This is a genomic window from Pseudomonas sp. 9AZ (genome assembly GCF_902506525.1).
Lineage (GTDB): Bacteria > Pseudomonadota > Gammaproteobacteria > Pseudomonadales > Pseudomonadaceae > Aquipseudomonas > Aquipseudomonas peli.
This window is the reverse complement of the sequence record NZ_LR733840.1, coordinates 1,676,451-1,701,083: the sequence shown is the minus strand read 5'-3', so window position 1 is coordinate 1,701,083 and position 24,633 is coordinate 1,676,451. Positions and strand designations below refer to the sequence as shown.

The 24,633-nt window shown below is 61.3% G+C and carries 25 protein-coding genes; 15 read left to right on the top strand and 10 right to left on the bottom strand.

The window, feature by feature from the left end; translation table 11 throughout:
* The first annotated feature begins 1 nt into the window (after position 1).
* The 11 genes from nuoE to ALTER154_RS07865 all read left to right on the top strand — a co-directional run bounded on the left by nuoE (position 2) and on the right by ALTER154_RS07865 (position 12,802).
* Entirely contained in the window at positions 2 to 502 is a 501-nt protein-coding gene (nuoE, locus tag ALTER154_RS07915) for an NADH-quinone oxidoreductase subunit NuoE (RefSeq protein ID WP_160086032.1), read from the top strand.
* Positions 499 to 1,854 carry an NADH-quinone oxidoreductase subunit NuoF gene (gene nuoF, locus ALTER154_RS07910; RefSeq protein ID WP_178126329.1) on the top strand — a complete coding sequence of 452 codons (1,356 nt, stop codon included), beginning with the start codon at positions 499 to 501 and terminating at the stop codon, positions 1,852 to 1,854. The genes nuoE and nuoF overlap by 4 nt, the downstream gene beginning before the upstream one ends.
* Positions 1,855 to 1,950: 96 nt before the next feature.
* Positions 1,951 to 4,671, top strand: coding sequence for an NADH-quinone oxidoreductase subunit NuoG (gene nuoG, locus ALTER154_RS07905; RefSeq protein ID WP_160086030.1), 2,721 nt, complete (start codon positions 1,951 to 1,953; stop codon positions 4,669 to 4,671).
* Entirely contained in the window at positions 4,668 to 5,660 is a 993-nt protein-coding gene (gene nuoH / locus ALTER154_RS07900; protein ID WP_160086028.1) for an NADH-quinone oxidoreductase subunit NuoH, read from the top strand. Before nuoG ends, nuoH begins: the two co-directional genes overlap by 4 nt.
* A gap of 13 nt (positions 5,661 to 5,673) precedes the next feature.
* Positions 5,674 to 6,222, top strand: coding sequence for an NADH-quinone oxidoreductase subunit NuoI (gene nuoI / locus ALTER154_RS07895; RefSeq protein WP_160086025.1), 549 nt, complete (start codon positions 5,674 to 5,676; stop codon positions 6,220 to 6,222).
* A 9-nt stretch (positions 6,223 to 6,231) separates the two neighbouring features.
* Positions 6,232 to 6,741 (top strand): NADH-quinone oxidoreductase subunit J, encoded by a 510-nt coding sequence (gene nuoJ / locus ALTER154_RS07890; RefSeq protein WP_160086023.1) that lies wholly within the window; start codon positions 6,232 to 6,234, stop codon positions 6,739 to 6,741.
* Positions 6,738 to 7,046 (top strand): NADH-quinone oxidoreductase subunit NuoK, encoded by a 309-nt coding sequence (gene nuoK / locus ALTER154_RS07885; protein ID WP_090250586.1) that lies wholly within the window; start codon positions 6,738 to 6,740, stop codon positions 7,044 to 7,046. The genes nuoJ and nuoK overlap by 4 nt, the downstream gene beginning before the upstream one ends.
* Positions 7,043 to 8,893: an NADH-quinone oxidoreductase subunit L gene (gene nuoL, locus ALTER154_RS07880; protein WP_160086021.1), complete on the top strand. Its 1,851-nt coding sequence runs from the start codon at positions 7,043 to 7,045 to the stop codon at positions 8,891 to 8,893. The genes nuoK and nuoL overlap by 4 nt, the downstream gene beginning before the upstream one ends.
* A gap of 15 nt (positions 8,894 to 8,908) precedes the next feature.
* Positions 8,909 to 10,438 carry an NADH-quinone oxidoreductase subunit M gene (gene nuoM, locus ALTER154_RS07875; RefSeq protein ID WP_160086019.1) on the top strand — a complete coding sequence of 510 codons (1,530 nt, stop codon included), beginning with the start codon at positions 8,909 to 8,911 and terminating at the stop codon, positions 10,436 to 10,438.
* A gap of 7 nt (positions 10,439 to 10,445) precedes the next feature.
* Entirely contained in the window at positions 10,446 to 11,921 is a 1,476-nt protein-coding gene (nuoN, locus tag ALTER154_RS07870; RefSeq protein ID WP_160086017.1) for an NADH-quinone oxidoreductase subunit NuoN, read from the top strand.
* Between the two features lie 29 nt (positions 11,922 to 11,950).
* Positions 11,951 to 12,802 (top strand): SDR family oxidoreductase, encoded by an 852-nt coding sequence (locus ALTER154_RS07865; protein ID WP_160086015.1) that lies wholly within the window; start codon positions 11,951 to 11,953, stop codon positions 12,800 to 12,802.
* Positions 12,803 to 12,820: 18 nt separating this feature from the next.
* Here ALTER154_RS07865 and ALTER154_RS07860 read toward each other — a convergent pair whose 3' ends face one another.
* From ALTER154_RS07860 to ALTER154_RS07835, 6 genes are all read right to left on the bottom strand, one after another.
* Positions 12,821 to 13,555 (bottom strand): hypothetical protein, encoded by a 735-nt coding sequence (locus tag ALTER154_RS07860; protein WP_160086013.1) that lies wholly within the window; start codon positions 13,553 to 13,555, stop codon positions 12,821 to 12,823.
* 48 nt (positions 13,556 to 13,603) lie between these two features.
* Positions 13,604 to 13,984, bottom strand: coding sequence for a RidA family protein (locus tag ALTER154_RS07855; RefSeq protein WP_160086011.1), 381 nt, complete (start codon positions 13,982 to 13,984; stop codon positions 13,604 to 13,606).
* A gap of 146 nt (positions 13,985 to 14,130) precedes the next feature.
* Positions 14,131 to 16,239: a bifunctional GTP diphosphokinase/guanosine-3',5'-bis pyrophosphate 3'-pyrophosphohydrolase gene (spoT, locus tag ALTER154_RS07850; protein ID WP_160086009.1), complete on the bottom strand. Its 2,109-nt coding sequence runs from the start codon at positions 16,237 to 16,239 to the stop codon at positions 14,131 to 14,133.
* 60 nt (positions 16,240 to 16,299) lie between these two features.
* Positions 16,300 to 16,563 carry a DNA-directed RNA polymerase subunit omega gene (gene rpoZ / locus ALTER154_RS07845; RefSeq protein WP_090250565.1) on the bottom strand — a complete coding sequence of 88 codons (264 nt, stop codon included), beginning with the start codon at positions 16,561 to 16,563 and terminating at the stop codon, positions 16,300 to 16,302.
* Positions 16,564 to 16,677: 114 nt separating this feature from the next.
* Positions 16,678 to 17,298 carry a guanylate kinase gene (gene gmk / locus ALTER154_RS07840; RefSeq protein ID WP_160086007.1) on the bottom strand — a complete coding sequence of 207 codons (621 nt, stop codon included), beginning with the start codon at positions 17,296 to 17,298 and terminating at the stop codon, positions 16,678 to 16,680.
* A 49-nt stretch (positions 17,299 to 17,347) separates the two neighbouring features.
* Positions 17,348 to 18,211: a YicC/YloC family endoribonuclease gene (locus ALTER154_RS07835; protein WP_160086005.1), complete on the bottom strand. Its 864-nt coding sequence runs from the start codon at positions 18,209 to 18,211 to the stop codon at positions 17,348 to 17,350.
* Positions 18,212 to 18,352: 141 nt separating this feature from the next.
* Between ALTER154_RS07835 and rph the strand changes: the two genes are divergently transcribed.
* Both rph and ALTER154_RS07825 read left to right on the top strand, forming a co-directional pair.
* Complete coding sequence (gene rph, locus ALTER154_RS07830; protein ID WP_160086003.1) at positions 18,353 to 19,075, top strand: ribonuclease PH; 723 nt, start codon at positions 18,353 to 18,355, stop codon at positions 19,073 to 19,075.
* Between the two features lie 40 nt (positions 19,076 to 19,115).
* On the top strand, positions 19,116 to 19,487 hold the full coding sequence (locus tag ALTER154_RS07825) for a DUF4870 domain-containing protein (RefSeq protein ID WP_160086001.1): 372 nt from the start codon (positions 19,116 to 19,118) through the stop codon (positions 19,485 to 19,487).
* Between the two features lie 61 nt (positions 19,488 to 19,548).
* Here the strand turns inward: ALTER154_RS07825 and ALTER154_RS07820 are convergent, their stop codons facing one another.
* Positions 19,549 to 20,328, bottom strand: a complete 780-nt coding sequence (locus ALTER154_RS07820; RefSeq protein WP_090250555.1) for an exodeoxyribonuclease III — start codon at positions 20,326 to 20,328, stop codon at positions 19,549 to 19,551.
* A 93-nt stretch (positions 20,329 to 20,421) separates the two neighbouring features.
* On the opposite strand from ALTER154_RS07820, the gene pyrE reads away from it, so the two are divergent.
* Both pyrE and ALTER154_RS07810 read left to right on the top strand, forming a co-directional pair.
* Complete coding sequence (pyrE, locus tag ALTER154_RS07815) at positions 20,422 to 21,063, top strand: orotate phosphoribosyltransferase (protein ID WP_160085999.1); 642 nt, start codon at positions 20,422 to 20,424, stop codon at positions 21,061 to 21,063.
* A 23-nt stretch (positions 21,064 to 21,086) separates the two neighbouring features.
* Positions 21,087 to 21,680 carry a DUF4124 domain-containing protein gene (locus tag ALTER154_RS07810; RefSeq protein ID WP_160085997.1) on the top strand — a complete coding sequence of 198 codons (594 nt, stop codon included), beginning with the start codon at positions 21,087 to 21,089 and terminating at the stop codon, positions 21,678 to 21,680.
* A 2-nt stretch (positions 21,681 to 21,682) separates the two neighbouring features.
* Here ALTER154_RS07810 and ALTER154_RS07805 read toward each other — a convergent pair whose 3' ends face one another.
* The 3 genes from ALTER154_RS07805 to algC all read right to left on the bottom strand — a co-directional run bounded on the left by ALTER154_RS07805 (position 21,683) and on the right by algC (position 24,588).
* Positions 21,683 to 22,129 (bottom strand): thioesterase family protein, encoded by a 447-nt coding sequence (locus ALTER154_RS07805; RefSeq protein ID WP_160085995.1) that lies wholly within the window; start codon positions 22,127 to 22,129, stop codon positions 21,683 to 21,685.
* Between the two features lie 133 nt (positions 22,130 to 22,262).
* Positions 22,263 to 23,168, bottom strand: coding sequence for an acetylglutamate kinase (gene argB / locus ALTER154_RS07800; RefSeq protein WP_090250547.1), 906 nt, complete (start codon positions 23,166 to 23,168; stop codon positions 22,263 to 22,265).
* A gap of 31 nt (positions 23,169 to 23,199) precedes the next feature.
* Positions 23,200 to 24,588 carry a phosphomannomutase/phosphoglucomutase gene (algC, locus tag ALTER154_RS07795; protein ID WP_256665694.1) on the bottom strand — a complete coding sequence of 463 codons (1,389 nt, stop codon included), beginning with the start codon at positions 24,586 to 24,588 and terminating at the stop codon, positions 23,200 to 23,202.
* Positions 24,589 to 24,633: the final 45 nt, after the last annotated feature.

The window sequence follows — 24,633 nt, the reverse complement described above, 5'->3', positions numbered from 1 at the left end:
TATGAGCCAGACAACCCTGATTCAAACCGACCGTTTTGCTCTGAGCGAAACCGAGCGTGCGGCCATCGAGCACGAGATGCACCACTACGAAGACCCGCGCGCGGCGTCGATCGAAGCGCTGAAAATCGTGCAGAAAGCCCGTGGCTGGGTGCCGGATGGCGCCGCCGATGCGATTGGCGAAATCCTCGGTATTCCCGCCAGCGACGTCGAAGGTGTGGCCACCTTCTATAGTCAGATTTTCCGTCAGCCGGTTGGCCGTCACATAATCCGCGTATGCGACAGCATGACCTGCTATGTCGGTGGCCATGAGTCGGTCGTCGCCGAAATGCACAAGCAGCTCGGTATCGGCCTCGGTCAGACCACCCACGACAGCCGCTTTACCCTGTTGCCGGTGTGCTGCCTGGGTAACTGCGACAAGGCCCCAGCGCTGATGATCGACGACGATACCTTTGGCGACGTGCAACCTGATGGCGTCGCCAAACTGCTGGAGGCCTACGTATGAGCATCAAAACGCTGACCTCCATCGGCCCGGCCAACAAGATCGCTCGCAGCGAGGAAAGCCATCCGCTGACCTGGCGCCTGCGTGATGACGCCCAGCCGGTGTGGCTGGAGGAATACCAGCAGAAAAACGGCTACGCCGCCGCGCGCAAAGCGCTGAGTGAGATGGCCCAGGCCGACATCGTGCAAACGGTGAAAGACTCCGGCCTCAAGGGCCGTGGCGGTGCTGGTTTCCCCACTGGTGTGAAGTGGGGCCTGATGCCTGCCGACGAATCCATGAACATCCGCTACCTGTTGTGCAATGCGGATGAGATGGAGCCGAATACCTGGAAGGACCGCATGCTGATGGAGCAGCTGCCGCACCTGCTGGTGGAAGGCATGCTGATTTCTGCGCGGGCGCTCAAGGCTTATCGCGGCTATATCTTCCTGCGCGGCGAGTACGTCGATGCGGCGACGAATCTGAACCGCGCCATCGAGGAAGCCAAGGCCGCCGGCCTGCTCGGCAAGAACATTCTCGGCAGCGGTTTTGATTTCGAGCTGTTCGTGCACACCGGTGCCGGGCGCTATATCTGCGGTGAAGAAACCGCGCTGATCAACTCCCTCGAAGGTCGCCGTGCCAACCCGCGCGCGAAGCCGCCGTTCCCTGCCGCCGTCGGTGTGTGGGGCAAGCCTACTTGCGTCAACAACGTCGAGACCCTGTGCAACGTACCGGCCATCGTTGGTAACGGTGTGGATTGGTACAAGAGTCTGGCCCGCCCGGAGAGTGAAGACCACGGCACCAAGCTGATGGGCTTCTCCGGCAAGGTGAAGAACCCTGGCCTGTGGGAGCTGCCTTTCGGCATCAGCGCCCGTGAGCTGTTCGAGGACTACGCTGGCGGCATGCGCGATGGCTACAGGCTCAAATGCTGGCAACCAGGCGGTGCTGGCACCGGCTTTCTGCTCCCCGAACACCTGGATGCGCTGATGTACGCCGGCGGTATCGGCAAGGTCGGCACGCGCATGGGCACCGGCCTGGCGCTGGCGGTGGACGACAGCATCAGCATGGTCTCGCTGTTGCGCAATATGGAAGAGTTCTTCGCCCGTGAGTCGTGCGGCTGGTGTACGCCATGCCGCGACGGCCTGCCCTGGAGCGTGAAGATCCTCCGTGCCCTGGAGCGCAAGCAAGGCACGCAGCAGGACATCGACACGCTGCTTGGCCTGGTCAATTTCCTTGGCCCCGGCAAGACCTTCTGTGCTCACGCACCGGGTGCGGTTGAGCCGCTGGGCAGTGCGATCAAGTATTTCCGTTCGGAGTTCGAGGCTGGCGTGGCCAGCTCGGCGGCTCCGGCGACGACGGGGCAATTCGTCCCCGCGTAAAACAATGGCGCTCTGGCGGCCACTGACCTGGCCCCGCAGCACAACGTGATTCCATTAGCCAAGCCCGCTTCGGTGGGCAAAGAAGAAACCTGAACCATGGCCACTATCCACGTAGACGGCAAAGATTTCGAAGTCGATGGGGCGGACAACCTGCTGCAGGCTTGCCTGTCCCTCGGTCTCGATATCCCTTACTTCTGCTGGCACCCGGCGCTCGGTAGCGTCGGCGCCTGCCGCCAGTGTGCGGTCAAGCAGTACACCGATGAAAACGATACGCGCGGGCGCATCGTCATGTCGTGCATGACGCCGGCCACCGACAACACCTGGATCAGCATCGACGATGAAGAATCCAAGGCGTTCCGCGCCAGCGTCGTCGAGTGGCTGATGACCAACCACCCGCACGACTGTCCGGTGTGCGAGGAGGGCGGTCATTGCCACCTGCAGGACATGACGGTGATGACTGGCCACAACCAGCGTCGTTATCGCTTCACCAAGCGTACTCACCAGAACCAGCAGCTCGGCCCGTTTATCTCCCATGAGATGAACCGCTGCATCGCCTGCTACCGCTGCGTGCGCTACTACAAGGATTACGCCGGCGGTACCGACCTGGGCGTGTATGGCGCGCACGACAACGTGTACTTCGGCCGCGTCGAAGACGGCGTGCTGGAAAGCGAGTTCTCCGGCAACCTGGTCGAGGTCTGCCCGACCGGTGTGTTCACCGACAAGACCCACTCCGAGCGCTACAACCGCAAGTGGGACATGCAGTTTGCCCCGAGCATCTGCCACGGCTGCGCCAGCGGCTGCAACACCAGTCCCGGCGAGCGCTATGGCGAACTGCGCCGCATCGAAAACCGCTTCAACGGTGATGTGAACCAGTACTTCCTCTGCGACCGTGGTCGTTTCGGCTACGGCTACGTCAACCGCGCGGATCGTCCGCGTCAGCCGCTGCTGGTGAATAAAGAGGGTGGCGAAAAGCTCGGCATCGACGCCGCGCTGGACAAGGCCGCCGAGCTGCTCAAGGGCAAACGCGTAATCGGCATCGGCTCGCCCCGCGCCAGCCTGGAAAGCAACTTCGCCCTGCGCGAGCTGGTCGGCGAGGCCAACTACTACTCCGGTATCGCTGCAGGCGAGCTGGAAAATATCCGCCTGATCCGCGACATCCTGCAGAACGGCCCGCTGCCGGTGCCGACTCTGCGTGAAGTGGAGCTGCACGACGCGGTGTTTATCCTTGGTGAAGACCTGACCCAGACTGCTGCACGCATGGCTTTGGCCCTGCGTCAGGCGGTCAAGGGTAAGGCCACTGAAATCGCCGCGTCGATGAAGATTCAGGACTGGCACATGGCTGCCGTGCAGAACGTCGCTCAGGACGCGCTGCATCCGCTGTTTATCGCCAGCGTCACCGCCACGCGTCTGGATGACATCGCCGAAGCCTGCGTGCATGCGGCCCCGGCCGACCTGGCGCGTATCGGTTTCGCTGTCGCCCACGCCATCGACCCGAGCGCACCAGCGGTTAACGGCCTGGACGCCGATGTCGGTGAACTGGTGCAGTTGATTGCCGAAGCGCTGCTTGAAGCCAAGCGTCCGCTGATCGTCTCCGGCGCCTCCTTGGGTGAGAAGAGCCTGATCGAAGCAGCAGCGAATATCGCCAGCGCGCTGAAGAATCGCGAAAAGAACGCCTCCATCAGCCTGGTAGTGCCGGAAGCCAACAGCATGGGCTTGGCCCTGCTGGGTGGCGAGTCCGTCGATGCGGCGCTGCAGGCGCTGACGTCCGGCCAGGCCGATGCCGTGATCGTGCTGGAAAACGATCTGTACCGTCGCGCCGATGCTACCCAGGTCGATGCCGCGCTGGCGGCCGCCAAGCTGGTGATCGTCGCCGACCATCAGCACACAGCCACCAGCGAAAAAGCCCATTTGCTGCTGCCGGTAGCCAGCTTCGCCGAAGGCGATGGCACCCTGGTCAGTTTCGAAGGTCGTGCTCAGCGCTTCTTCCAGGTGTTCGAGCCGAGCTATTACGACGCCAACATCCTGATTCGTGAAGGCTGGCGCTGGCTGCATGCCCTGCACAGCACGCTGCAGGGCAAGCCGCTCGACTGGACCCAGCTGGATGCGGTGACCGCTGCCGTTGCTGCCAGCAACAGCTTGCTGGCACGCATCGGCGAAGCCGCGCCCAATGCCACCTTCCGCATCAAGGGCCTCAAGCTGGCCCGTGAGCCGCACCGTTACAGCGGTCGCACTGCCATGCGCGCCAATATCAGCGTGCACGAGCCGCGTCAGCCGCAGGACCAGGATTCAGCGTTTGCCTTCTCCATGGAAGGCTATTCCGGCAGCAAGGAAGACCGTCAGCAGATTCCATTCGCCTGGTCGCCGGGCTGGAACTCGCCGCAGGCCTGGAACAAGTTTCAGGACGAAGTCGGCGGCCATCTGCGCGCTGGTGACCCCGGTGTGCGTCTGCTGGAAGCCAAAGGCACGGTGCTGCCTTGGTTCAGTGTACCGGCCGCCTTTAACCCGGCTCCGGGTACCTTGCAGGCCGTGGCGCTGCATCACCTGTTCGGCAGTGAAGAAACCTCGGCCGGCGCCGCGCCGCTGCAAGAGCGCATTCCCGCACCTTACGCGCTGCTGGCCAAGGCCGAAGCGGATCGCTTGGGCGTTAATGACGGCGCGCTGCTGAGCCTGACAGTCGCCGGGCAGACTCTGCGCCTGCCGCTGCAGATCACCGAAGAGCTGGCCATTGGTGTGGTCGGTTTGCCCGTCGGTTTGGCGGGCATGCCGGCGCTGATCGCAGGTAGCGTGGTCACCCGCATTGAGGAGGCCGCGCAATGAGTTGGCTGACCCCCGAAGTGCTGGACGTGCTGATCGCCGTACTCAAGGCCATCGTGATTCTGCTGGTGGTGGTGGTTTGCGGCGCGCTGCTGAGCTTTGTCGAACGGCGCCTGCTGGGCTGGTGGCAGGACCGCTACGGCCCCAACCGGGTCGGGCCGTTCGGCATGTTTCAGATCGCGGCCGACATGATCAAGATGTTCTTCAAGGAGGACTGGACGCCGCCGTTCGCCGACAAGTTCATCTTTATCCTGGCGCCGATGATCGCCTTCGCCGCCATGTTGATGGCCTTTGCGATTATCCCGGTCACCCCGAACTGGGGCGTCGCGGACCTGAACATCGGCATTTTGTTCTTCTTCGCCATGGCTGGGCTGTCGGTGTATGCCGTGTTGTTCGCCGGCTGGGCAAGTAATAACAAGTTTGCCCTGCTCGGTGCGCTGCGCGCCTCGGCGCAGACGGTGTCCTACGAGGTGTTTCTGGCGCTGGCGCTGATGGGCATCGTCGCTCAGGTTGGCTCGTTCAACATGCGCGACATTGTCGATTACCAGGCGGAAAACCTCTGGTTCATCATTCCGCAGTTCTTCGGCTTCTGTACCTTCTTTATCGCCGGCGTGGCGGTGACTCACCGTCACCCCTTCGACCAGCCGGAAGCTGAGCAGGAGCTGGCCGACGGTTACCACATCGAATATGCCGGGATGAAATGGGGCATGTTCTTCGTCGGTGAATACATCGGCATCATCACCATCTCGGCGCTGCTGGTAACCCTGTTCTTCGGCGGTTGGCACGGGCCATTTGGCATCCTGCCGCAGATTCCGTTTTTCTGGTTCGCCCTGAAAACCTGCTTCTTCATCATGATCTTCATCCTGCTGCGCGCCTCGATTCCGCGGCCACGGTATGACCAGGTCATGGCCTTCAGCTGGAAGTTCTGCCTGCCGCTGACCCTGATCAACCTGCTGGTGACCGGCGCATTCGTGCTGGCCGCGGCCCAGTAAGGAGAACCACAGAATGTTCAAATACATACGGGATGTGGTGCACGGCACCTACACCCAACTGCGCAGCATGGTCATGGTCTTCAGCCATGGCTTTCGCAAGCGCGACACCCTGCAATACCCGGAAGAGGCGGTGTACCTGCCGCCGCGTTATCGCGGGCGCATCGTCCTGACCCGCGATCCCGACGGCGAAGAGCGCTGCGTGGCCTGCAACCTGTGTGCGGTGGCCTGCCCGGTGGGCTGCATTTCGCTGCAGAAGGCGGAAACCCCGGATGGCCGCTGGTACCCGGATTTTTTCCGCATCAACTTCTCGCGCTGCATCTTCTGTGGCCTGTGCGAAGAAGCCTGCCCGACCACGGCGATTCAGCTCACTCCTGATTTCGAGATGGGCGAGTTCAAACGTCAGGACCTGGTGTACGAGAAGGAAGACTTGCTGATCAGCGGCCCGGGCAAGAATCCGGACTACAACTTCTACCGCGTCGCCGGTATGGCCATTGCCGGCAAGCCGAAAGGCGCCGCGCAGAATGAAGCCGAACCGATCAACGTCAAAGGCCTACTGCCCTAAGGAGGGGACATGGAATTCGCTTTCTACCTCGCCGCCGGCGTTGCCGTGGCGGCCACATTCAGGGTGATCACCGCGAGCAATCCGGTGCATGCCCTGCTGTACCTGATTCTCTCGCTGCTGGCAGTGGCGATGACCTTCTTCGCCCTCGGCGCACCCTTTGCCGGCGCGCTGGAGATCATCGTCTACGCCGGCGCGATCATGGTGCTGTTCGTCTTCGTGGTGATGATGCTCAACCTCGGCCCGGCTGCGGTCGAGCAGGAGCGCCAGTGGCTGACGCCGGGTATCTGGACCGGCCCGGCGATTCTCTCAGCGTTGTTGCTGGGGCAATTGCTCTATGTGCTGTTTCAGTCGCCCAGTGACGCGGCCCTCGGTTTGCAGACCATTGATGCCAAAGCCGTCGGTATCGCCCTGTACGGGCCTTACCTGCTGGCGGTGGAGCTGGCTTCGATGCTGCTGCTCGCTGCGCTGGTCGCGGCCTATCACCTCGGCCGTCACGATGCCAAGGAGCCCACGGCATGAATGCGATTCCCCTGGAGCATGGCCTGGCGTTGGCCGGCGTGCTGTTCAGCCTCGGCCTTATTGGCCTGATGGTGCGGCGCAATATCCTGTTTGTGCTGATGAGCCTGGAAGTGATGATGAATGCTACCGCCCTGGCCTTTGTGGTGGCGGGCAGCCGTTGGGCCCAGCCTGACGGCCAGGTGATGTTTATCCTGGTGATCACCCTGGCCGCCGCCGAAGCCAGTATTGGCTTGGCGATCCTGTTGCAGCTGTATCGCCGCTTCAACACCCTCGATGTCGACGCTGCCAGCGAGATGCGCGGATGAACCTTCTATTCCTGACCTGTGTATTTCCGCTGCTGGGCTGGTTTCTCCTGGCCTTCTCGCGCGGGCGTTTCTCCGAGAACCTCTCCGCGCTGATCGGCGTCGGTTCGGTGGGCTTGTCCGCGCTGACGGCGGCCTGGGTGATCGTGCAGTTCAACCTTAATCCGCCGGAAAACGGCGTGTTTACCCAGATGCTGTGGCAGTGGATGAGCGTGGCCGGTTTTGCGCCGAGCTTCACCCTGTATCTCGATGGCCTGTCGCTGACCATGCTCGGCGTGGTTACCGGCGTGGGTTTCCTGATTCACCTGTTCGCCAGCTGGTACATGCGCGGTGAGGAGGGCTACTCGCGCTTCTTCGCCTACACCAACCTGTTTATCTTCAGCATGCTGCTGCTGGTTCTGGGCGATAACCTGCTGGTGCTGTATTTCGGCTGGGAGGGCGTAGGGCTGTGCTCCTACCTGCTGATCGGCTTCTACTTCAAGCACACCGCCAACGGCAACGCAGCGCTCAAGGCCTTTATCGTCACCCGTATCGGCGACGTGTTTATGGCCATCGGCCTGTTTATCCTGTTCCTCCACCTGGGCACCCTGAATATTCAGGAGCTGATGGTGCTGGCGCCGCAGAAGTACGTGGAAGGCGATAGCTGGCTGTGGATCGCCACGCTGATGCTGCTCGGCGGCGCAGTTGGTAAATCCGCGCAGCTGCCGCTGCAGACCTGGCTGGCCGATGCGATGGCCGGCCCGACCCCGGTTTCTGCGTTGATCCACGCGGCGACCATGGTGACCGCCGGCGTGTACCTGATCGCCCGTACCCACGGCCTGTTCCTGCTGACTCCGGAAATTCTCGAATTGGTTGGCATCGTCGGCGGCGTGACCCTGGTGCTGGCCGGCTTCGCCGCGCTGGTGCAGACCGACATCAAGCGCATCCTCGCCTACTCGACCATGAGCCAGATCGGCTACATGTTCCTCGCTTTGGGCGTTGGCGCCTGGGACGCGGCTATCTTCCACCTGATGACCCACGCCTTCTTCAAGGCCCTGCTATTCCTCGCCTCCGGTGCGGTGATCAACGCCTGCCACCACGAGCAGAACATCTTCAAGATGGGCGGCCTGTGGAAGAAACTGCCGTTGGCCTACGCCAGCTTTATCGCCGGCGGCGCGGCTCTGGCGGCGTTGCCGCTGATCACGGCCGGTTTCTACTCGAAGGACGAGATCCTCTGGGAAGCCTTTGCCAGTGGTCATCAGTGGCTGCTGTACGCCGGCCTGGCGGGCGCCTTCCTGACCTCGATCTACACCTTCCGCCTGATCTTTATCGCCTTCCATGGCGAGCAGAAGACTGAAGCCCATGCCGGCCATGGCATCGCTCACTGGCTGCCGCTGGTCACCCTGATTGTGCTGTCGACCTTTATTGGCGCGCTGATCAGCCCACCGCTGGCCGGCGTTTTGCCACAAAGCGTCGGCCATGCCGGCGGTGACGCCAAGCACAGCCTGGAAATCGCCTCGGGGGCCATTGCCATCATCGGCATCGTTCTGGCCGCGCTGTTGTTCCTCGGCAAGCGCAGCTTCGCCACGGCGGTAGCGCAGAGTGCACCGGGGCGTTTCCTCTCGGCCTGGTGGTTCGCCGCCTGGGGCTTTGACTGGCTCTACGACAAGCTGTTTGTGCGACCGTACCTGTTGCTTTGCCGGTTGCTCGGGCACGACCCGATCGACCGCAGCATTGGCCTGATTCCGCGTCTGGCGCGTGGCGGCAACGCCTTGCTGGCCAGCAGCGAGACCGGCCAGGTGCGTTGGTACGCCACATCGATAGCCGGGGGCGCCGTGCTGGTGCTCGCCGTTCTCCTGTTTCTGAATTAAGGAAAATAGCCCGTCATGATTCTGCCCTGGCTAATCCTGATCCCCTTTATCGGCGGCCTGCTGTGCTGGCAGTGCGAGCGCTTCGGCAACATCCTGCCGCGCTGGATCGCCCTGCTGACCATGGCCTTGCTGTTCGGTCTGAGTCTGTGGCTGTGGGCCACTGGCGACTTCAGCTTGGCGCCTGCGCCGGGTGCTGCGCCGCAATGGGCGGCCGAGTTCCAACTGCCGTGGATCGAGCGCTTCGGCATCAGTGTGCACCTGGCACTGGACGGCCTGTCGGTGCTGATGATCAGCCTCACCGGCCTGCTCGGTGTGCTCTCGGTGCTCTGTTCGTGGAACGAGATCCAGAACCGCGTCGGCTTCTTCCACCTCAACCTGATGTGGATACTCGGCGGCGTGGTCGGCGTGTTCCTCGCTGTCGACCTGTTCCTGTTCTTTTTCTTCTGGGAAATGATGCTGGTGCCGATGTACTTCCTCATCGCGCTCTGGGGGCATAGCGGCAGTGACGGCAAGACGCGGATCTACGCCGCCACCAAGTTCTTCATCTTCACCCAGGCCAGCGGCCTGGTGATGCTGGTGGCGATCCTCGGCCTGGTGTTCGTGCATTTCGACCAGACCGGCGTGTTGACCTTCAACTACGCCGATCTGCTGCAGACCAAGATGGCCGCCGGCACCGAGTACATCCTGATGCTCGGCTTCTTTATCGCCTTCGCGGTGAAGTTCCCGGTGGTGCCGTTCCACTCCTGGCTGCCGGACGCCCACGCCCAGGCACCAACCGCTGGTTCCGTGGACCTGGCCGGTATCCTGCTGAAAACCGCCGCCTATGGCCTGATGCGCTTCGCCCTGCCGCTGTTTCCCAATGCCTCGGCCGAGTTCGCGCCGATTGCCCAGTGGCTTGGCGTGTTCGCCATCATCTATGGCGCTCTGCTGTCGTTCGCACAGACCGATATCAAGCGTCTGGTGGCCTTCTCCAGCGTGTCGCACATGGGCTTTGTGCTGATCGCCATCTACTCGGCCAGCGAGATCGCCCTGCAGGGCGCGGTGGTGCAGATGATGGCGCACGGGCTGTCCGCGGCGGCGCTGTTTATCCTCTGCGGTCAGCTGTATGAGCGCCTGCACACCCGCGACATGCGCGAGATGGGCGGCATCTGGGCGCGTATGCCCTGGCTGCCGGCCATCAGCTTGTTCTTCGCCGCTGCTGCCTTGGGGTTGCCGGGTACCGGTAACTTCGTCGGCGAGTTCCTGATTCTGATCGGCAGCTTCCAGAGTGCGCCTTGGGTCACCGTGGTTGCCGCAACTGGCCTGGTGTTCGGCTCGGTCTACTCGCTGATCATGATTCACCGCGCCTACTTCGGTCCGGCCAAGGCGGATAGCGCCCTGCCAGGTCTGAAGCTACGCGAGCTGAGCATGGTGCTGGGCCTGGCCGTGCTGCTGATCCTGCTCGGCGTCTATCCGCAGCCGGTGCTCGACACCTCCGCCGCCAGCATGCAAGGCGTGCAGCAGTGGCTGGGTAGTGCAATCAATCAACCTGTTCCGGTCCGGTAAGTAGCGTATGGAATTCACGACTCAACACTTTATTGCGCTGCTGCCGCTGCTGATCACCAGTGTCACCATCGTGCTGGTGATGCTGGCGATTGCCTGGAAGCGCAATCACGCCATGACCTTCGGCCTCTCGGTGCTGGGTCTCAACCTGGCCCTGCTGTCGTTGCTGCCCGCCCTGGACGTGACGCCGATTGAGGTCACCCCGCTGTTGCTGGTGGATAAATTCGCCTGCTACTACATGGCCCTGGTGCTAGCCGCCACGCTGGCCTGTGTGACCCTGATCCACGCTTACCTGGGCGGCGAGTCCGGCAAGGGCTATCCAGGCAACCGTGAAGAGCTGTACCTGCTGATGCTGCTGTCTGCCGCTGGTGGTCTGGTGCTGGTCAGTGCGCAGCACTTGGCGGGCCTGTTTATTGGCCTGGAACTGCTCTCGGTGCCGACCTACGGCATGATCGCTTACGCCTTCTTCAACAAGCGCTCGCTGGAAGCCGGCATCAAGTACATGGTGCTGTCCGCCGCAGGCTCTGCGTTTCTGCTGTTCGGCATGGCGTTGCTGTATGCCGAGTCGGGCAACCTGACCTTCGCCGGTATCGGCGCCAAATTGGCCGCCGATGGCCTGCCGAGCATGCTGGCGCAGTTGGGCGTGGGCATGATGCTGATTGGTCTGTCCTTCAAACTGTCGCTGGTGCCGTTCCATTTGTGGACCCCGGACGTTTACGAGGGCGCGCCGGCTCCGGTGGCGGCCTTCCTCGCCACGGCCAGCAAGGTCGCGGTGTTTGCCGTGCTGTTGCGTCTGTATCAGATGTCGCCGGCCACCGCAGGCGGCTGGTTGAATGACCTGCTGACGCTGATCGCCATCGCCTCGATCATCTTCGGCAACCTGCTGGCGCTGTTGCAGAACAACCTCAAGCGTCTGCTCGGTTATTCCTCCATTGCCCACTTTGGCTACCTGCTGGTGGCGTTGATCGCTAGCAAGGGCTTGGCTGTGGAAGCGGTTGGCGTTTACCTGGCCACCTATGTGCTGACCAGCCTGGGTGCATTCGGAGTAATTACCCTGATGTCGACGCCCTACAGCGGCCGTGATGCCGATGCTCTGTATGAATACCGTGGGCTGTTCTGGCGCCGCCCTTACCTGACCGCGGTGCTCACCGTGATGATGCTGTCGCTGGCTGGCATTCCGCTGACGGCCGGGTTTATCGGCAAGTTCTACGTAGTCGCTGCTGGCGTGCAATCGCAGCAGTGGTGGCTGCTCGCCGCCCTGGTGATCGGCAGTGCCATCGGTGTGTTCTATTACCTGCGGGTGATGGTCACCCTGTTTATGGTCGAGCCGAACCTGCGCCGCCATGACGCGCCTCTGCATTGGGGGCAGCAGGCGGGTGGTGTGATGTTGCTGTTCGTCGCGTTGCTGGCGTTCTTCCTCGGTGTGTATCCGCAGCCGCTGCTGGAGCTGGTGCAACAGGCCAGCTTGGTGGCACTGTTGCCCTAATAAGCAACAGCCCTAAGGAATACGCAACGATGAGTAAGACACTGATGATTGCCGGCTGTGGTGATGTCGGCGGCCGTCTGGGTCAGCAGCTAAGCGCTGCAGGCTGGACGGTGTATGGCCTGCGCCGCAGTGTGGCGCTGCTGCCACAGGGTATTCGCCCGGTAGCCGGAGATCTGCATGCCGATGCCTGCCCGGCCGCCTGGCCGAGCGAACCGCTGGATTACCTGGTCTATTGCGCGGCCGCCACCGACCATGATGAGGCCGGTTACCGCGCCGCCTATGTCGATGGCTTGCGCCGCGTGCTCACCTGGCTGGCACAATACAGCCAACGGCCCAAGCGCCTGCTGTTTGTTTCCAGCAGTGGCGTCTATGGCCAACAACTCGGTGAATGGGTGGATGAGCAGTCCCCTGCAGAAGCTGGCAGCTATTCCGGCCGCATCATGCGCGAGGCTGAACAGCTGGCGTTGAACAGCGGGCTGCCCGCCAGCCTGGTTCGCCTTACCGGCCTATATGGTCCCGGCCGCGAGTGGTTGCTCAAGCAAGTGCGCCAGGGTTATCGGGTGGTCAGTGAGCCGCCGTTGTATGGCAACCGCATCCATGTCGATGACGCGGCTGGGCTACTGGCCTATCTGCTGCAGGCCGATGCCCGTGGTGTGGCGCTGGATGACTGCTATATCGGCGTCGACGATCAGCCTGCGCCGCTGTATGACGTGGTGGCGTGGTTGCGTGAGCAGCTGGAAATCAGTCATTGGTCCGACGACTCAACGGTGCGCCGTTCCGGTAGCAAACGTTGCAGCAACGCCCGTGCTCGCGCCTTGGGTTGGACACCGCAATACCCGAGCTACCGCGAGGGTTACCGGGCGATTTTGCAGCAGCTGTAGCTTGGCATTTCGCGTGGTTTAGCGTTTGACTAACAGCCAGCGCTGCTGGCCTTTGTAGTAGTTGGGCATTTCATCGATCTGTGAGCGATTGAGCGCTTCAAAGACGCGCAACTGGTCGCCTTCACGCTCGAACAGCCAGCTCTGACCTTGGTCGCCCAGTTGCAGCCAGAGGCTGTCGAACTCGCCGCTCATGGCCGCGCAATCACCCGCCAGACAAAGGGCATAACGCTCGGCGCCTGGCAGGCCCTGCAAGCTGCCGTCGGCCTGGAACAGTACCAGGCCGCCTTGGCCCAGCCCTTCCTCGATCAACCAGGTGCCGCCCAGGTAGGCGCTGTACAACGCCTGCTCGAAGCTGCTCCCTGGTGGTGCAAGTGGACCTGGGGCTGTCGGTGCGCGGACAAAGCGCTGCTCCGGCCAGGTATCGCTCTGCGCCTGAATCAGCTCGTCATTGTTAAGGCTTAGGCTTTCTTCAAAGTCGCCGTAGAAGTGCACGCGCAGTTCGCCATCTGCCTGGCGTTTAAAACGCCCTTCACCACGTTCAAAACCGTTGCTGAAACTGGCCAGCTGGCGCGGGCTGTCGAGCTGCCACTCCAGGTTAGGCCCATAAGCCAGCAAGGCTTCGCGCAGATTTCCGCTTTCGACGGCGGCATCAATTGCGGCCTGGTTGATCCAGGTGCCGCTTGGGTCTTGCGGTGTGCTGGCGCAACCGCTGAGCAGGACACCGGTGAGCAGGGCAACAAACAGGCAACGCATGCGGCGTCCTCAAGAGAGAAGGGCGGGACAGCGGCCCCGCCGAGGGACTTATTCGAGAACCAGAATAGCGTCCATTTCCACCTGTGAGCCGCGTGGCAGGGCGGCTACGCCGATGGCGGCGCGGGCTGGGTAGGGCTGCTCGAAGTAACGGCCCATGACTTCATTGACCTTGGCAAAGTGCGACAGGTCGGTGAGGAAGATATTCAGCTTGACGATGTCCTTGAACGAACCGCCAGCGGCTTCGGCTACGGCCTTGAGGTTCTCGAATACCTGAACGGTCTGGGCTTCGAAGCCTTCCACAAGCTCCATGGTTTTCGGGTCCAGCGGGATCTGCCCGGACATGAACACGGTGTTGCCCGCCTTGATCGCCTGGGAGTAGGTGCCAATTGCCGCAGGGGCCTTGTCGCTGGTAATAACGCTTTTGCTCATGGGAACTCCTGTAAAGCTGATGTGGAGGAACATTGCAGCGCCATCGGCACGCTGCCAGTTAGATTGCCTAGGTTGGGTGAAAGCCACCGCAGCTGTCAAAGTACAGCTGGCGGCTGATTGCGCTGTTCAATTCGGGTATTCGCCGATCAGGCGCGCGCGCGGGTGATGCGGATCACCCCGGTGAGGGCGCGCAGTTTCTTGATCACCCGGGCCAGATGCACGCGGTCGTGCACGCTGACCACCAGCTGCACGACGCTGATGCGGCCATCGCGCTCGTCCATGCTGATTTTCTCGATGTTGCCATCGGCGGCATTCACGCTGCCGGCCAGCAGGGCAATCAGGCCGCGCTGGTGCTCCAGCTCGACGCGCAGTTCGACATTGAATTCGCCGGTAACGTCCTTGGCCCAGGACAGCTGGATGCATTTTTCCGGGTTGTGGCGGATCTCGCCGATGTTCTTGCAGCTGTCCAGGTGCACCACCATGCCCTTGCCGGCGGACAAATGGCCGACAATCGGGTCGCCCGGAATCGGCGTACAGCATTTGGCGTAGCTCAACACCAGACCTTCGGTGCCGCGAATCGCCAGTGGGCCTTCGCTGCTCGGCAGCGCTTCGTTGCTGTCACTGAGCAGGCGACGCGCGACCACGTAGGCCATACGGTTACCCAGGCCGATGTCTTCGAGTAGGTCTTCGAGTACATCCTGGTGATATTCGGCGAGCACCGTCTGCACCCGCTCGGGCGAGAGCTTGTCGACGCGGCTGTCGAAACCGGCCAGCACCTTGTTCAGCAGGCGTTCGCCAAGGCTGATGGATTCCGAGCGGCGCTGCAGTTTCAGTGCATGGCGAATATGCGTACGGGCCTTGCCGGTAACCACGAAGCTCAGCCAGGCCGGATTCGGTCGTGCACCAGGCGCGGTGACGATTTCCACCGTCGAGCCACTTTCCAGGGCTTGCGACAGCGGGGCCAGGCGGCGGTTGATGCGGCAGGCGATACAGGTGTTGCCGACGTCGGTGTGCACGGCGTAAGCAAAGTCGACCGCCGTGGAACCTTTTGGCAGCTCCATGATGCGGCCCTTGGGCGTGAACACGTAGACCTCGTCGGGGAACAGGTCGATCTTCACACTCTCGATAAATTCCAGCGAGTTGCCGGCGCGTTGCTGCATCTCCAGCACGCCCTTGACCCACTGCCGCGCGCGGGCGTGGCTGCCCTTGGGCTGGTCTTCCTCGTTGGATTTGTACAGCCAGTGTGCGGCAATGCCGTTGTTGGCCAACTCTTCCATCTCGCGGGTACGGATCTGGATCTCGATCGGTACGCCGTGCATGCCGAACAGCGTGGTGTGCAGCGACTGGTAGCCGTTGGCCTTGGGGATCGCGATGTAATCCTTGAAGCGCCCCGGCAGGGGTTTGTACAGGTTGTGCACGGCGCCGAGCACGCGGTAACAGGTGTCGACCTTGTCGACCACGATGCGGAAGGCGTAGACGTCCATGATTTCGTTGAACGCCCGGCGCTTGCCACGCATCTTCTGGTAGATGCCGTAGAGGTGCTTCTCACGGCCCATTACCTCGCCTTCCATGCCTTCGCGGGCCAGACAATGGATGATCGACTCTTCGATCTTGTTGACGATTTCCTTGCGGTTGCCCCGAGCCCGCTTGACCGCTGTGCGGATGCGCTCGGAGCGCATCGGGTGCATGGCCTTGAAGCCCAGATCCTCGAACTCGATGCGCATGCTGTGCATGCCCAGGCGGTTGGCAATCGGTGCGTAGATTTCCAGGGTTTCCTTGGCAATGCGCCGGCGTTTCTCACCGGACAGCACTTCCAGGGTGCGCATGTTGTGCAGGCGGTCGGCGAGTTTGACCAGGATCACCCGGATATCACGGGCCATGGCCATGGCCATTTTCTGGAAGTTCTCGGCCTGGGCTTCGGCCTTGGTCTCGAAGTTCATCTGGGTCAGCTTGCTGACCCCATCAACCAGTTCAGCCACGGATTCGCCGAACTGGGCGTCTAGAGCTTCTTTGGCGATACCGGTATCTTCGATTACGTCATGCAGCATCGCGGCCATCAGACTCTGATGGTCCATGTGCATGTCAGCCAGGATGCTCGCCACCGCTAGGGGATGGGTGACGTAAGCTTCGCCGCTGCGGCGGCGTTGGCCGTCGTGGGCTTGTTCGGCATAGAAATAAGCGCGGCGAACCAGGTTGACCTGATCGCCGTCGAGGTAGGTCGAAAGTCTGTCGGCGAGGGCGTCTATACTCGGCATGGGCGTTCCCCTTGCCGATTCAGATGACCCTGCGCCTGACGACGTCGACCCGGCATAGGCTTACAGAGGCTCGTTAGCCTCTTCCTCGAATGCAGCAAACAGTGGTTCTTCTTCGACGATATCGTCTTGCGCGATGACGTCGTAGCTCATCAGGCCAGCAGCGATTTCGCGCAGCGCGACTACGGTCGGCTTGTCATTTTCCCAAGCCAGCTTCGGCTCTTTGCCACCGGTAGCCAGTTGGCGCGAGCGCTTGGTAGCGAGCATGACCAGCTCGAAGCGGTTATCAACGTGATCCAGGCAATCTTCGACGGTAACGCGGGCCATGGTGTTCCTCGTAGCAAATGCGTAATAGAGCTGGGCCCAAATGGGCGAGCGGACTGGATAGTCTAAAAAATCACCAGCATTAAGGGAAGCTTTGATTTGCCGCAGCGTAATAAGTCAGACCAGTAACTCGCTGAGTAAGCCGCTGTGGCGTTGCTGTTGCGGGCCTTGCAGCAGCTGATTGGTGCGGAAAATCGCCTTCAGATCGCTCAAGGCGTGGGCGAAGTCATCGTTGATCAGCAGGTAGTCGTATTCGACGTAGTGGCTCATCTCGCTGACGGCTTCACGCATGCGTCGCTCGATGATCTCGCCGCTGTCCTGGCCGCGGTTGGTCAGGCGGTGGCGCAGCGCTTCCTGGGTCGGCGGCAGAATAAAGATTGATTTGGCTTCCGGCATCAGCCGGCGTACCTGCTGCGCGCCTTGCCAGTCGATCTCCAGAATCAGGTCGAAGCCGTCGCGCAGGGTCTGTTTGACCCATTCCTGCGAGGTGCCATAGAGGTTGCCGAAGACTTCCGCGTGCTCAAGGAACTCGGTCTTGTCGAGCATGGCGTGGAACTGCTCGCGGCTGACGAAGTGGTAATTCACCCCATCCACTTCGCCCGGGCGCATGGCGCGGGTGGTGTGCGACACGGAGACTCGGATCTGCGCCTCGCTGTCGATCAGCGCTTTGACCAGGCTGGTTTTGCCTGCGCCGGACGGGGCGGAAATGATGTAGAGGGTGCCGGTGGTTATGCTCATGGATCAATCCTGGAACGCGTTGTTCGAAGAGTAGCAGTAGCGGTTTGTCTTACTCGATGTTCTGCACTTGTTCGCGCATCTGCTCGATCAGCACTTTGAGGTTTACTGCCGCCTGAGTGCTGCGGGTGTCGAAGGCCTTGGAGCCGAGGGTGTTGGCTTCGCGGTTCAGTTCCTGCATCAGGAAGTCCAGGCGGCGACCGGCCTGGCCGCCGGTTTTCAGCACGCGGCGCACTTCGCTGACGTGGGTGCTGAGGCGATCCAGCTCTTCGGCGACATCACTTTTCTGCGCCAGGATCACTAGCTCTTGTTCCAGGCGCTGCGGGTCCAGCTCGGCCTGCATCTCGGCGCAGCGGTCGAGAATCTTCTGCCGTTGTCCGGCGAGCATCTGCGGCACCAGTTCGCGCAGGGCGACTACCTGCTCAAGAATGCTATCCAAGCGTTCATTGAGCAGCTTGGCCAGTTCGCTGCCTTCGCGCTCGCGGCCGTTCTTCAGTTCGTTCAGCGCCTCGGTGAACAGGCTCAGGGCGCTCTGATTCAATGCTTGTGGGTCAGCTGCATCGGCCACCAGTACGCCTGGCCAGCCCAGCACTTCCAGCGGGTTGAGTGCGGCAGGTTGCTTGATCAAGCCGGCCACGCTTTCGGCGGCGGCGACCAGTTGGGCGGCGCGTTCAAGGTCCACTTGCAGGGCTTTGCCGACATTGTCGTCGCTAAAGCGCAGGGTGCATTCGACTTTGCCGCGCGACAGGCCGTTGCGCAGTGCTTCGCGTACCGCACCTTCGAGGTCACGGAAGCTTTCCGGCAGGCGCAGATGAGGTTCCAGGTAGCGATGGTTGACCGAGCGCAGCTCCCAGCTCAGGGTGCCGTTGGCGCTCGCCTGTTCGGCGCGGGCGAAGGCAGTCATGCTGTGGATCATGGGTGAACCTCGCGAAAAGTCGGAACGAAAGGCGCAAGATTGTAGCGCAGTGCGTCGGCCGCTCCCAATTCGGCACACCCGCTACGGGCTTACGGCCCTATAATGCCGAGCAGATTTTTTATTCAGAGCAGGAATTCCTAGATGAAACGTCCTAGTGGCCGCGCCGCCGATCAGTTGCGCTCGATTCGCATCACCCGCAACTACACCAAACATGCCGAGGGTTCGGTGCTGGTGGAATTTGGCGATACCAAAGTGATTTGCACGGTCAGTGTCGAGTCGGGCGTTCCGCGCTTTCTCAAGGGTCAGGGCCAGGGTTGGTTGACCGCCGAGTACGGCATGCTGCCGCGCGCCACTGGTGACCGTAACCAGCGTGAAGCCAGTCGTGGCAAGCAGGGCGGCCGCACCCTGGAAATCCAGCGTTTAATCGGCCGTTCGCTACGCGCCGCATTGGATATGTCGAAGCTCGGTGAGAACACCCTGTATGTCGACTGCGACGTGATTCAGGCTGACGGCGGCACCCGCACCGCGTCCATCACCGGCGCCATGGTGGCTCTGGTCGACGCGCTGAAAGTGATCAAAAAACGTGGCGGTCTGAAAGGTGGTGATCCGCTCAAGCAGATGATTGCCGCCGTATCGGTAGGCATGTATCAGGGCGAGCCAGTGCTGGATCTGGATTATCTGGAAGATTCCGCCGCCGAAACCGACCTCAACGTGGTGATGACCAGCACTGGCGGCTTTATCGAAGTGCAGGGCACTGCCGAAGGCGCGCCGTTCCAGCCTGCGGAGCTGAACGCCATGCTGGCGTTGGCGCATAAAGGCATGACTGAGCTGTTCGAGTTGCAACAAGCAGCACTGGCAGACTGATTGAGCTGTATTACACGCCCATCACGCACGGAGAAGCACCATGAGCGACGAGTCCCAAGCGCCACAACCGGTTCCCGGTCCTGAAGCCCGTCAGTGGGCTATGTTTTGCCACTTCGCTGCCTTTCTCGGGCTGGTAATTCCCTTTGGCAACCTGCTTGGGCCGTTGATCGTCTGGCAGATCAAGAAGGACCTTGACCCGTTCGTCGATGCTCAAGGCAAGGAAGCGCTGAATTTCCAGATCAGCGTGGCTCTGGCTGCGCTGCTGTGCTTCCTGCTGATGGTGGTGGTAATCGGTTTCCCGCTGCTGCTGCTGGTTAGCATCGCGGCGCTGGTGCTGACGATTATTGCCGGGATCAAAGCCAATGAAGGCCAGGCCTATCGCTATCCATTCGCCTGGCGCTTGGTGAAATAAGCGTAGTGCGAACAACAAAAAGCCGGCGATTAGCCGGCTTTTTTGTGCGCTGCTGATCAGGCTATACGCTGAGCATCCAGTCGTAATCGACTATCAGCGGCGCGTGCTGTGAGAAGCGTGGCTGGCGCGGCAGGCGGGCACTACGAATGCTGCGGCGCATGCCGGGCGTGAGCAGCTGGTAGTCGAAGCGATAGCCGAGATTAAGCATTTCGGCCTGCTCGCTGTCAGGCCACCAGCTGAACTGGTCGCCTTCCCGGCTGACTTCGCGCAGCGCGTCGACATAGCCCATGGTGCCAATCACTTCATCCAGCCAGGCGCGTTCCGGAGCGAGGAAGCCGGGTGATTGCTGGCAGTCGCGCCAATTCTTCACATCGAGCTTCTGGTGTGCCACGTAGAACGAACCGCAATAGATGTACTCGCGGCGCTTGCGGCGCTGCTTGTCCAAATAATGGGTGAAGTCGTCCATAAACTTGAATTTCTGATTCAAGCTTTCATCACCCTGCTGCCCAGAAGGCATCAGCATGGTGGCAATACTTACTTTGTCGAAATCGGCCTGCAGGTAGCGCCCGTAGCGATCGGCCATTTCAAAGCCGAGGCCGCTGATTACCGCCTTGGGTTGCAACCGCGAATACAGTGCCACGCCACCTTGGCTGGGCACTTCTGCATCGCAGGCATAGAGGAAATAGCCATCCAGTTGGAGGGCTTGGTCGTCCAGTTCAAAGGCGGAGGCGCGGGTGTCCTGCAGGCAGATGACGTCGGCATTCTGTGCTTGCAGCCAACTGAGCAAACCGCGCTCGACTGCCGCATGAATACCATTCACGTTCACACTGATGATCCGCATAAATGGCCCCCAAAATCACGTGCGTGTATGATACCCGAGCTCACCTCTATTAGCTAAATTACCTAGTAAATCCGTGCTGTCCGGAGCTTTTTAATGCAAGCGTATCAACGTGATTTCATCCGTTTTGCCATCGAGCGTGGGGTTCTGCGCTTCGGTCAGTTCACCCTCAAATCCGGGCGCATCAGTCCTTATTTCTTCAATGCCGGGTTGTTTGACAGCGGTTTGGCCCTGGCTCAGCTCGGGCGTTTCTACGCCGCAGCGGTGGTGGACAGTGGCATCGGCTTCGACGTGCTGTTTGGCCCAGCCTATAAAGGTATTCCGCTGGCTGCGACCACCGCAGTGGCGCTGGCTGAGCATCATCAGCGCGACATGCCATGGTGCTTCAACCGTAAGGAAGCCAAGGATCACGGCGAAGGTGGCACCCTGGTGGGCGCTCCGCTGGCGGGTCGTGTGCTGATCATCGATGACGTGATTACCGCTGGTACGGCGATTCGTGAAGTGATGCAGATCATTCAGGCTCAGGGCGCGCAAGCCGCCGGTGTGCTGATCGCACTGAACCGCCAGGAGCGCGGCAAAGGTGAGCTTTCGGCGATCCAAGAGGTCGAGCGCGACTACGGTATGCCGGTGGTGAGCATTGTGTCACTCGAACAGGTACTGGAATATCTGGCAGAGGATGCTGAACTCAAGCAGTATCTGCCGGCGGTACAAGCTTACCGCGCCGAATACGGAATCTAACCTGTCGATAAGGTGCTGCATCGATGCATAGACCTGCCCTGACCTGCTGTTCGCTGTTGCTAGGCCTACTGCTGCCGGTTGTGGCGGGTGCGGCTGAGTTGTACCGCTACGTCGATGACAAGGGCACCACGGTGCTTAGCCGTCAGGGTGTGCCGCCAGAGCACATCAGCAAGGGCTATGAAGTGTTGAATGACCAGGGACGAGTGGTTCAGGTGATCCCGCCGGCGCCCAGCCCGGAGGAAATGAAACACATCCTTGCTGAAAAGGCCCGCGCCAGCTCTGATGCACAGTTGTTGCGGCTCTACAGCACGCCAGACGATGTCGAGCGCGCGCGTGAGCGCAAGCTGGCCGAGTTGGATGGCTTGATTGGTGTTGCGCGCGGCAACCTACAGTCGGTGCGTACGCAGCAGGCCAACCTGCAAAGTCAGGCCGCTGACCATGAGCGCGCGGGGCGTGCAGTGCCGGCGCATTTGCTGGCGCAGATCGATAACCAGAAAGCCGAACAGGAACGTCTCAAGGACGACATCCTGCGTTATCAGGCTGCACGTAAAGAGGCGGATAGCAGTTTCAATGCTGATCGTGATCGCCTCAAGGAACTGCTGGGCCGCAACCGGTAGCGTTATTGCTCGGGCGCGCAGCGCTCAAAGGCCAGAATCTTCTCCCTCAACCATGCCGGTAGCGGACTGCTGCTGCGGTTTGCGCTGTCCGCGTGCACATAAATCACTTCGCCGGCGGTCAGTGCCTGCTCGCCACACCAGATGCCCATGGCAAAGCTCAGGCTGGAGCGGCCCAGGCGGGCGACGCGGATGCCAATGTTCAACTCGTCATCAAAACGGGCGGGGGCCAAGTACTCCAACACGGTCTTGATGGCGAAGAAATCCCCGCCGTCGCGGCTCAAATCGTCCGGATAGCGGATGTCCAGGGCACGGAAGTATTCGGTGATAGCGACATCGGCATAGGTTAGGTAGTGGCCGTTGAACACGATGCTCTGCGGGTCGACTTCGGCCCAGCGCACTCGCAGCGTGTGGAAAAAGCTGAAGATTTCACGGGATGGCGCGGTTGGCATGCGGTACACCTCTGGCTGGCAGTGGGATCACTGAGCTTCGGTGCTGCGGCGTCCTGCTGCAAGGGTTGCAGCAGGCTATCAGGCGGCTGAATCAGCCAGGATTGCCCGGCTGATTCGCATTGTAGGCAGGCGCTCAGTGGCGCTTACGGTTGCAGATCAGGGTACCCACACCGCTGTCGGTGAAGATTTCCAGCAGCACAGCGTTCGGTACACGACCGTCGATGATATGTGCGCTGGTCACCCCGCCTTGCACCGCTTCCAGGGCGCAGCGTATCTTCGGCAGCATGCCGCCGTAGATGGTGCCGTCGGCGATCAGGCTGTCGACCTGTTCGGTCGTCAGGCCGGTGAGCACCTGGCCTTGCTTATCCATCAGGCCGGCGATGTTGGTCAGCAGCATCAGCTTCTCGGCTTTCAGTGCTTCAGCGACCTTGCCGGCCACTAGATCAGCGTTGATGTTGTATGACTCGCCATCCTGACCGACGCCAATCGGCGCAATGACCGGAATAAAGTCGCCCTTGACCAGCATGTTCAGCAGGTCGATGTTAACCCCGGTGACTTCGCCGACATGGCCGATATCGATGATTTCCGGCTGGGTCATCTCCGGCGTCTGCCGGGTCACGGTAAGTTTCTTGGCGCGGATCAGCTGGGCATCCTTACCGGTCAGGCCGATGGCGCTGCCGCCGTGCTGGTTGATCAGATTGACGATGCTCTTGTTGACCTGGCCGCCGAGGACCATTTCCACCACGTCCATGGTCGCGGTATCGGTGACGCGCATGCCGTCGACAAAATGGCTTTCGATGGACAGGCGCTTGAGCAGATCACCGATTTGCGGGCCGCCGCCGTGGACGACTACCGGGTTGATACCCACCGCTTTCATCAGCACGATGTCGCGGGCGAAGCCTTGCTTGAGCTCTTCGCTTTCCATGGCGTTGCCGCCGTATTTGATCACCAGCGTCTTGCCGACGAAGCGGCGGATATACGGCAGCGCTTCGGAAAGTACCTTGGCGACGTTGGTGGCGGCATCACGTTCGAGGGTCATGCAGGGCTCCAGTAGAAAATTCGCTAATCAATCAGAACGGCAGGTCGAGGTCGGGCACCGTGCTGTACAGCTGGGCGCGGAAGACTTCCTTGATCCGTTCAAGTTCTTCTTCGGTTTCCGCCTCGAAGCGCAGTACCAGCACTGGCGTGGTGTTGGACGCGCGCACTAGGCCCCAGCCTTTGGGGTAGTCGACGCGGACGCCATCGAGGTTGGTGATATTGCCTTCACCCCATACGCCGTCGCGCTGCAGGCGTTCGATGATGCTGAACTTGCTCTGCTCGGTGACCTGGATATTGATTTCCGGGGTGGCAATGTCATTGGGGAAGGCACTGAACACGTGTTCAGCGTCGCGGCGATCCTGGCTGAGGATTTCCAGCAGGCGGGCGGCGGCATAGATGCCGTCGTCAAAGCCGAACCAGCGCTCCTTGAAGAAGATATGCCCGCTCATTTCGCCGGCCAGCAGCGCACCGGTTTCCTTCATTTTTTTCTTGATCAGCGAGTGACCGGTTTTCCACATCACCGGCCGGCCGCCGTAACCGCTGATCAGCGGGGTCAGGCGGCGCGTGCATTTGACGTCGAAGATGATGTCCGCGCCGGGGTTGCGTGACACCACGTCTTTGGCGAACAGCATCAGCAGACGGTCGGGGTAGACGACGGTACCGGTATTGGTCACCACACCGACGCGGTCGCCGTCTCCGTCGAAGGCCAGGCCGATATCGGCTTTCTCGCTTTTCACCTTGGCGATCAGGTCCGCCAGGTTTTCCGGCTTGCCGGGGTCCGGATGATGGTTGGGGAAGTTGCCGTCGACTTCGCAGTACAGCGGAATAACCGAGCAGCCCAGGGCCTCGATCAATTGCGGCGCGATCACTCCGGCTACGCCGTTGCCGCAATCGACTACCACGCGCATGGGCTTGGCCATGGCGATGTCGTCGCGGATCTGCTTGAAGTAGCGCTCCAGCACGTCAACTTGCTCGACCGTGCCGACGCCACTGGCCAGATCGTTGTTGTCGATGCGTGCTTTCAGCGCCTGGATCTGTTCGTTGGCCAGGGTGTCGCCGGCGATGACGATCTTGAACCCGTTGTAATCGCGTGGGTTGTGGCTGCCAGTGAGCATCACCGCTGATTTGCCGGTGAGGATATGCCCTGCGTAATACACCACAGGCGTCGGCACCATGCCGACATCGCTGACGTTACAGCCGCAGTCGAGCAGGCCCTGGATCAGCTGCTGTGCCAGCTCTGGGCCGGACAGGCGACCGTCGCGGCCGACGGCGATGTTCGGCTCGCCCTGGGCCAGGCTTTGCGAGCCGATGGCGCGGCCGATCCAGTAGGCGGTTTCGGCATTCAGGGTGCGACCGACTACGCCACGAATATCGTAGGCGCGGAAGATATCGGCCTGCAGTTTGGGTGCTTTCGCCTGCACGGGGGCTGGCGCCGGCTCATCGAGGCCGAGCAGGTCCTGGTCTTC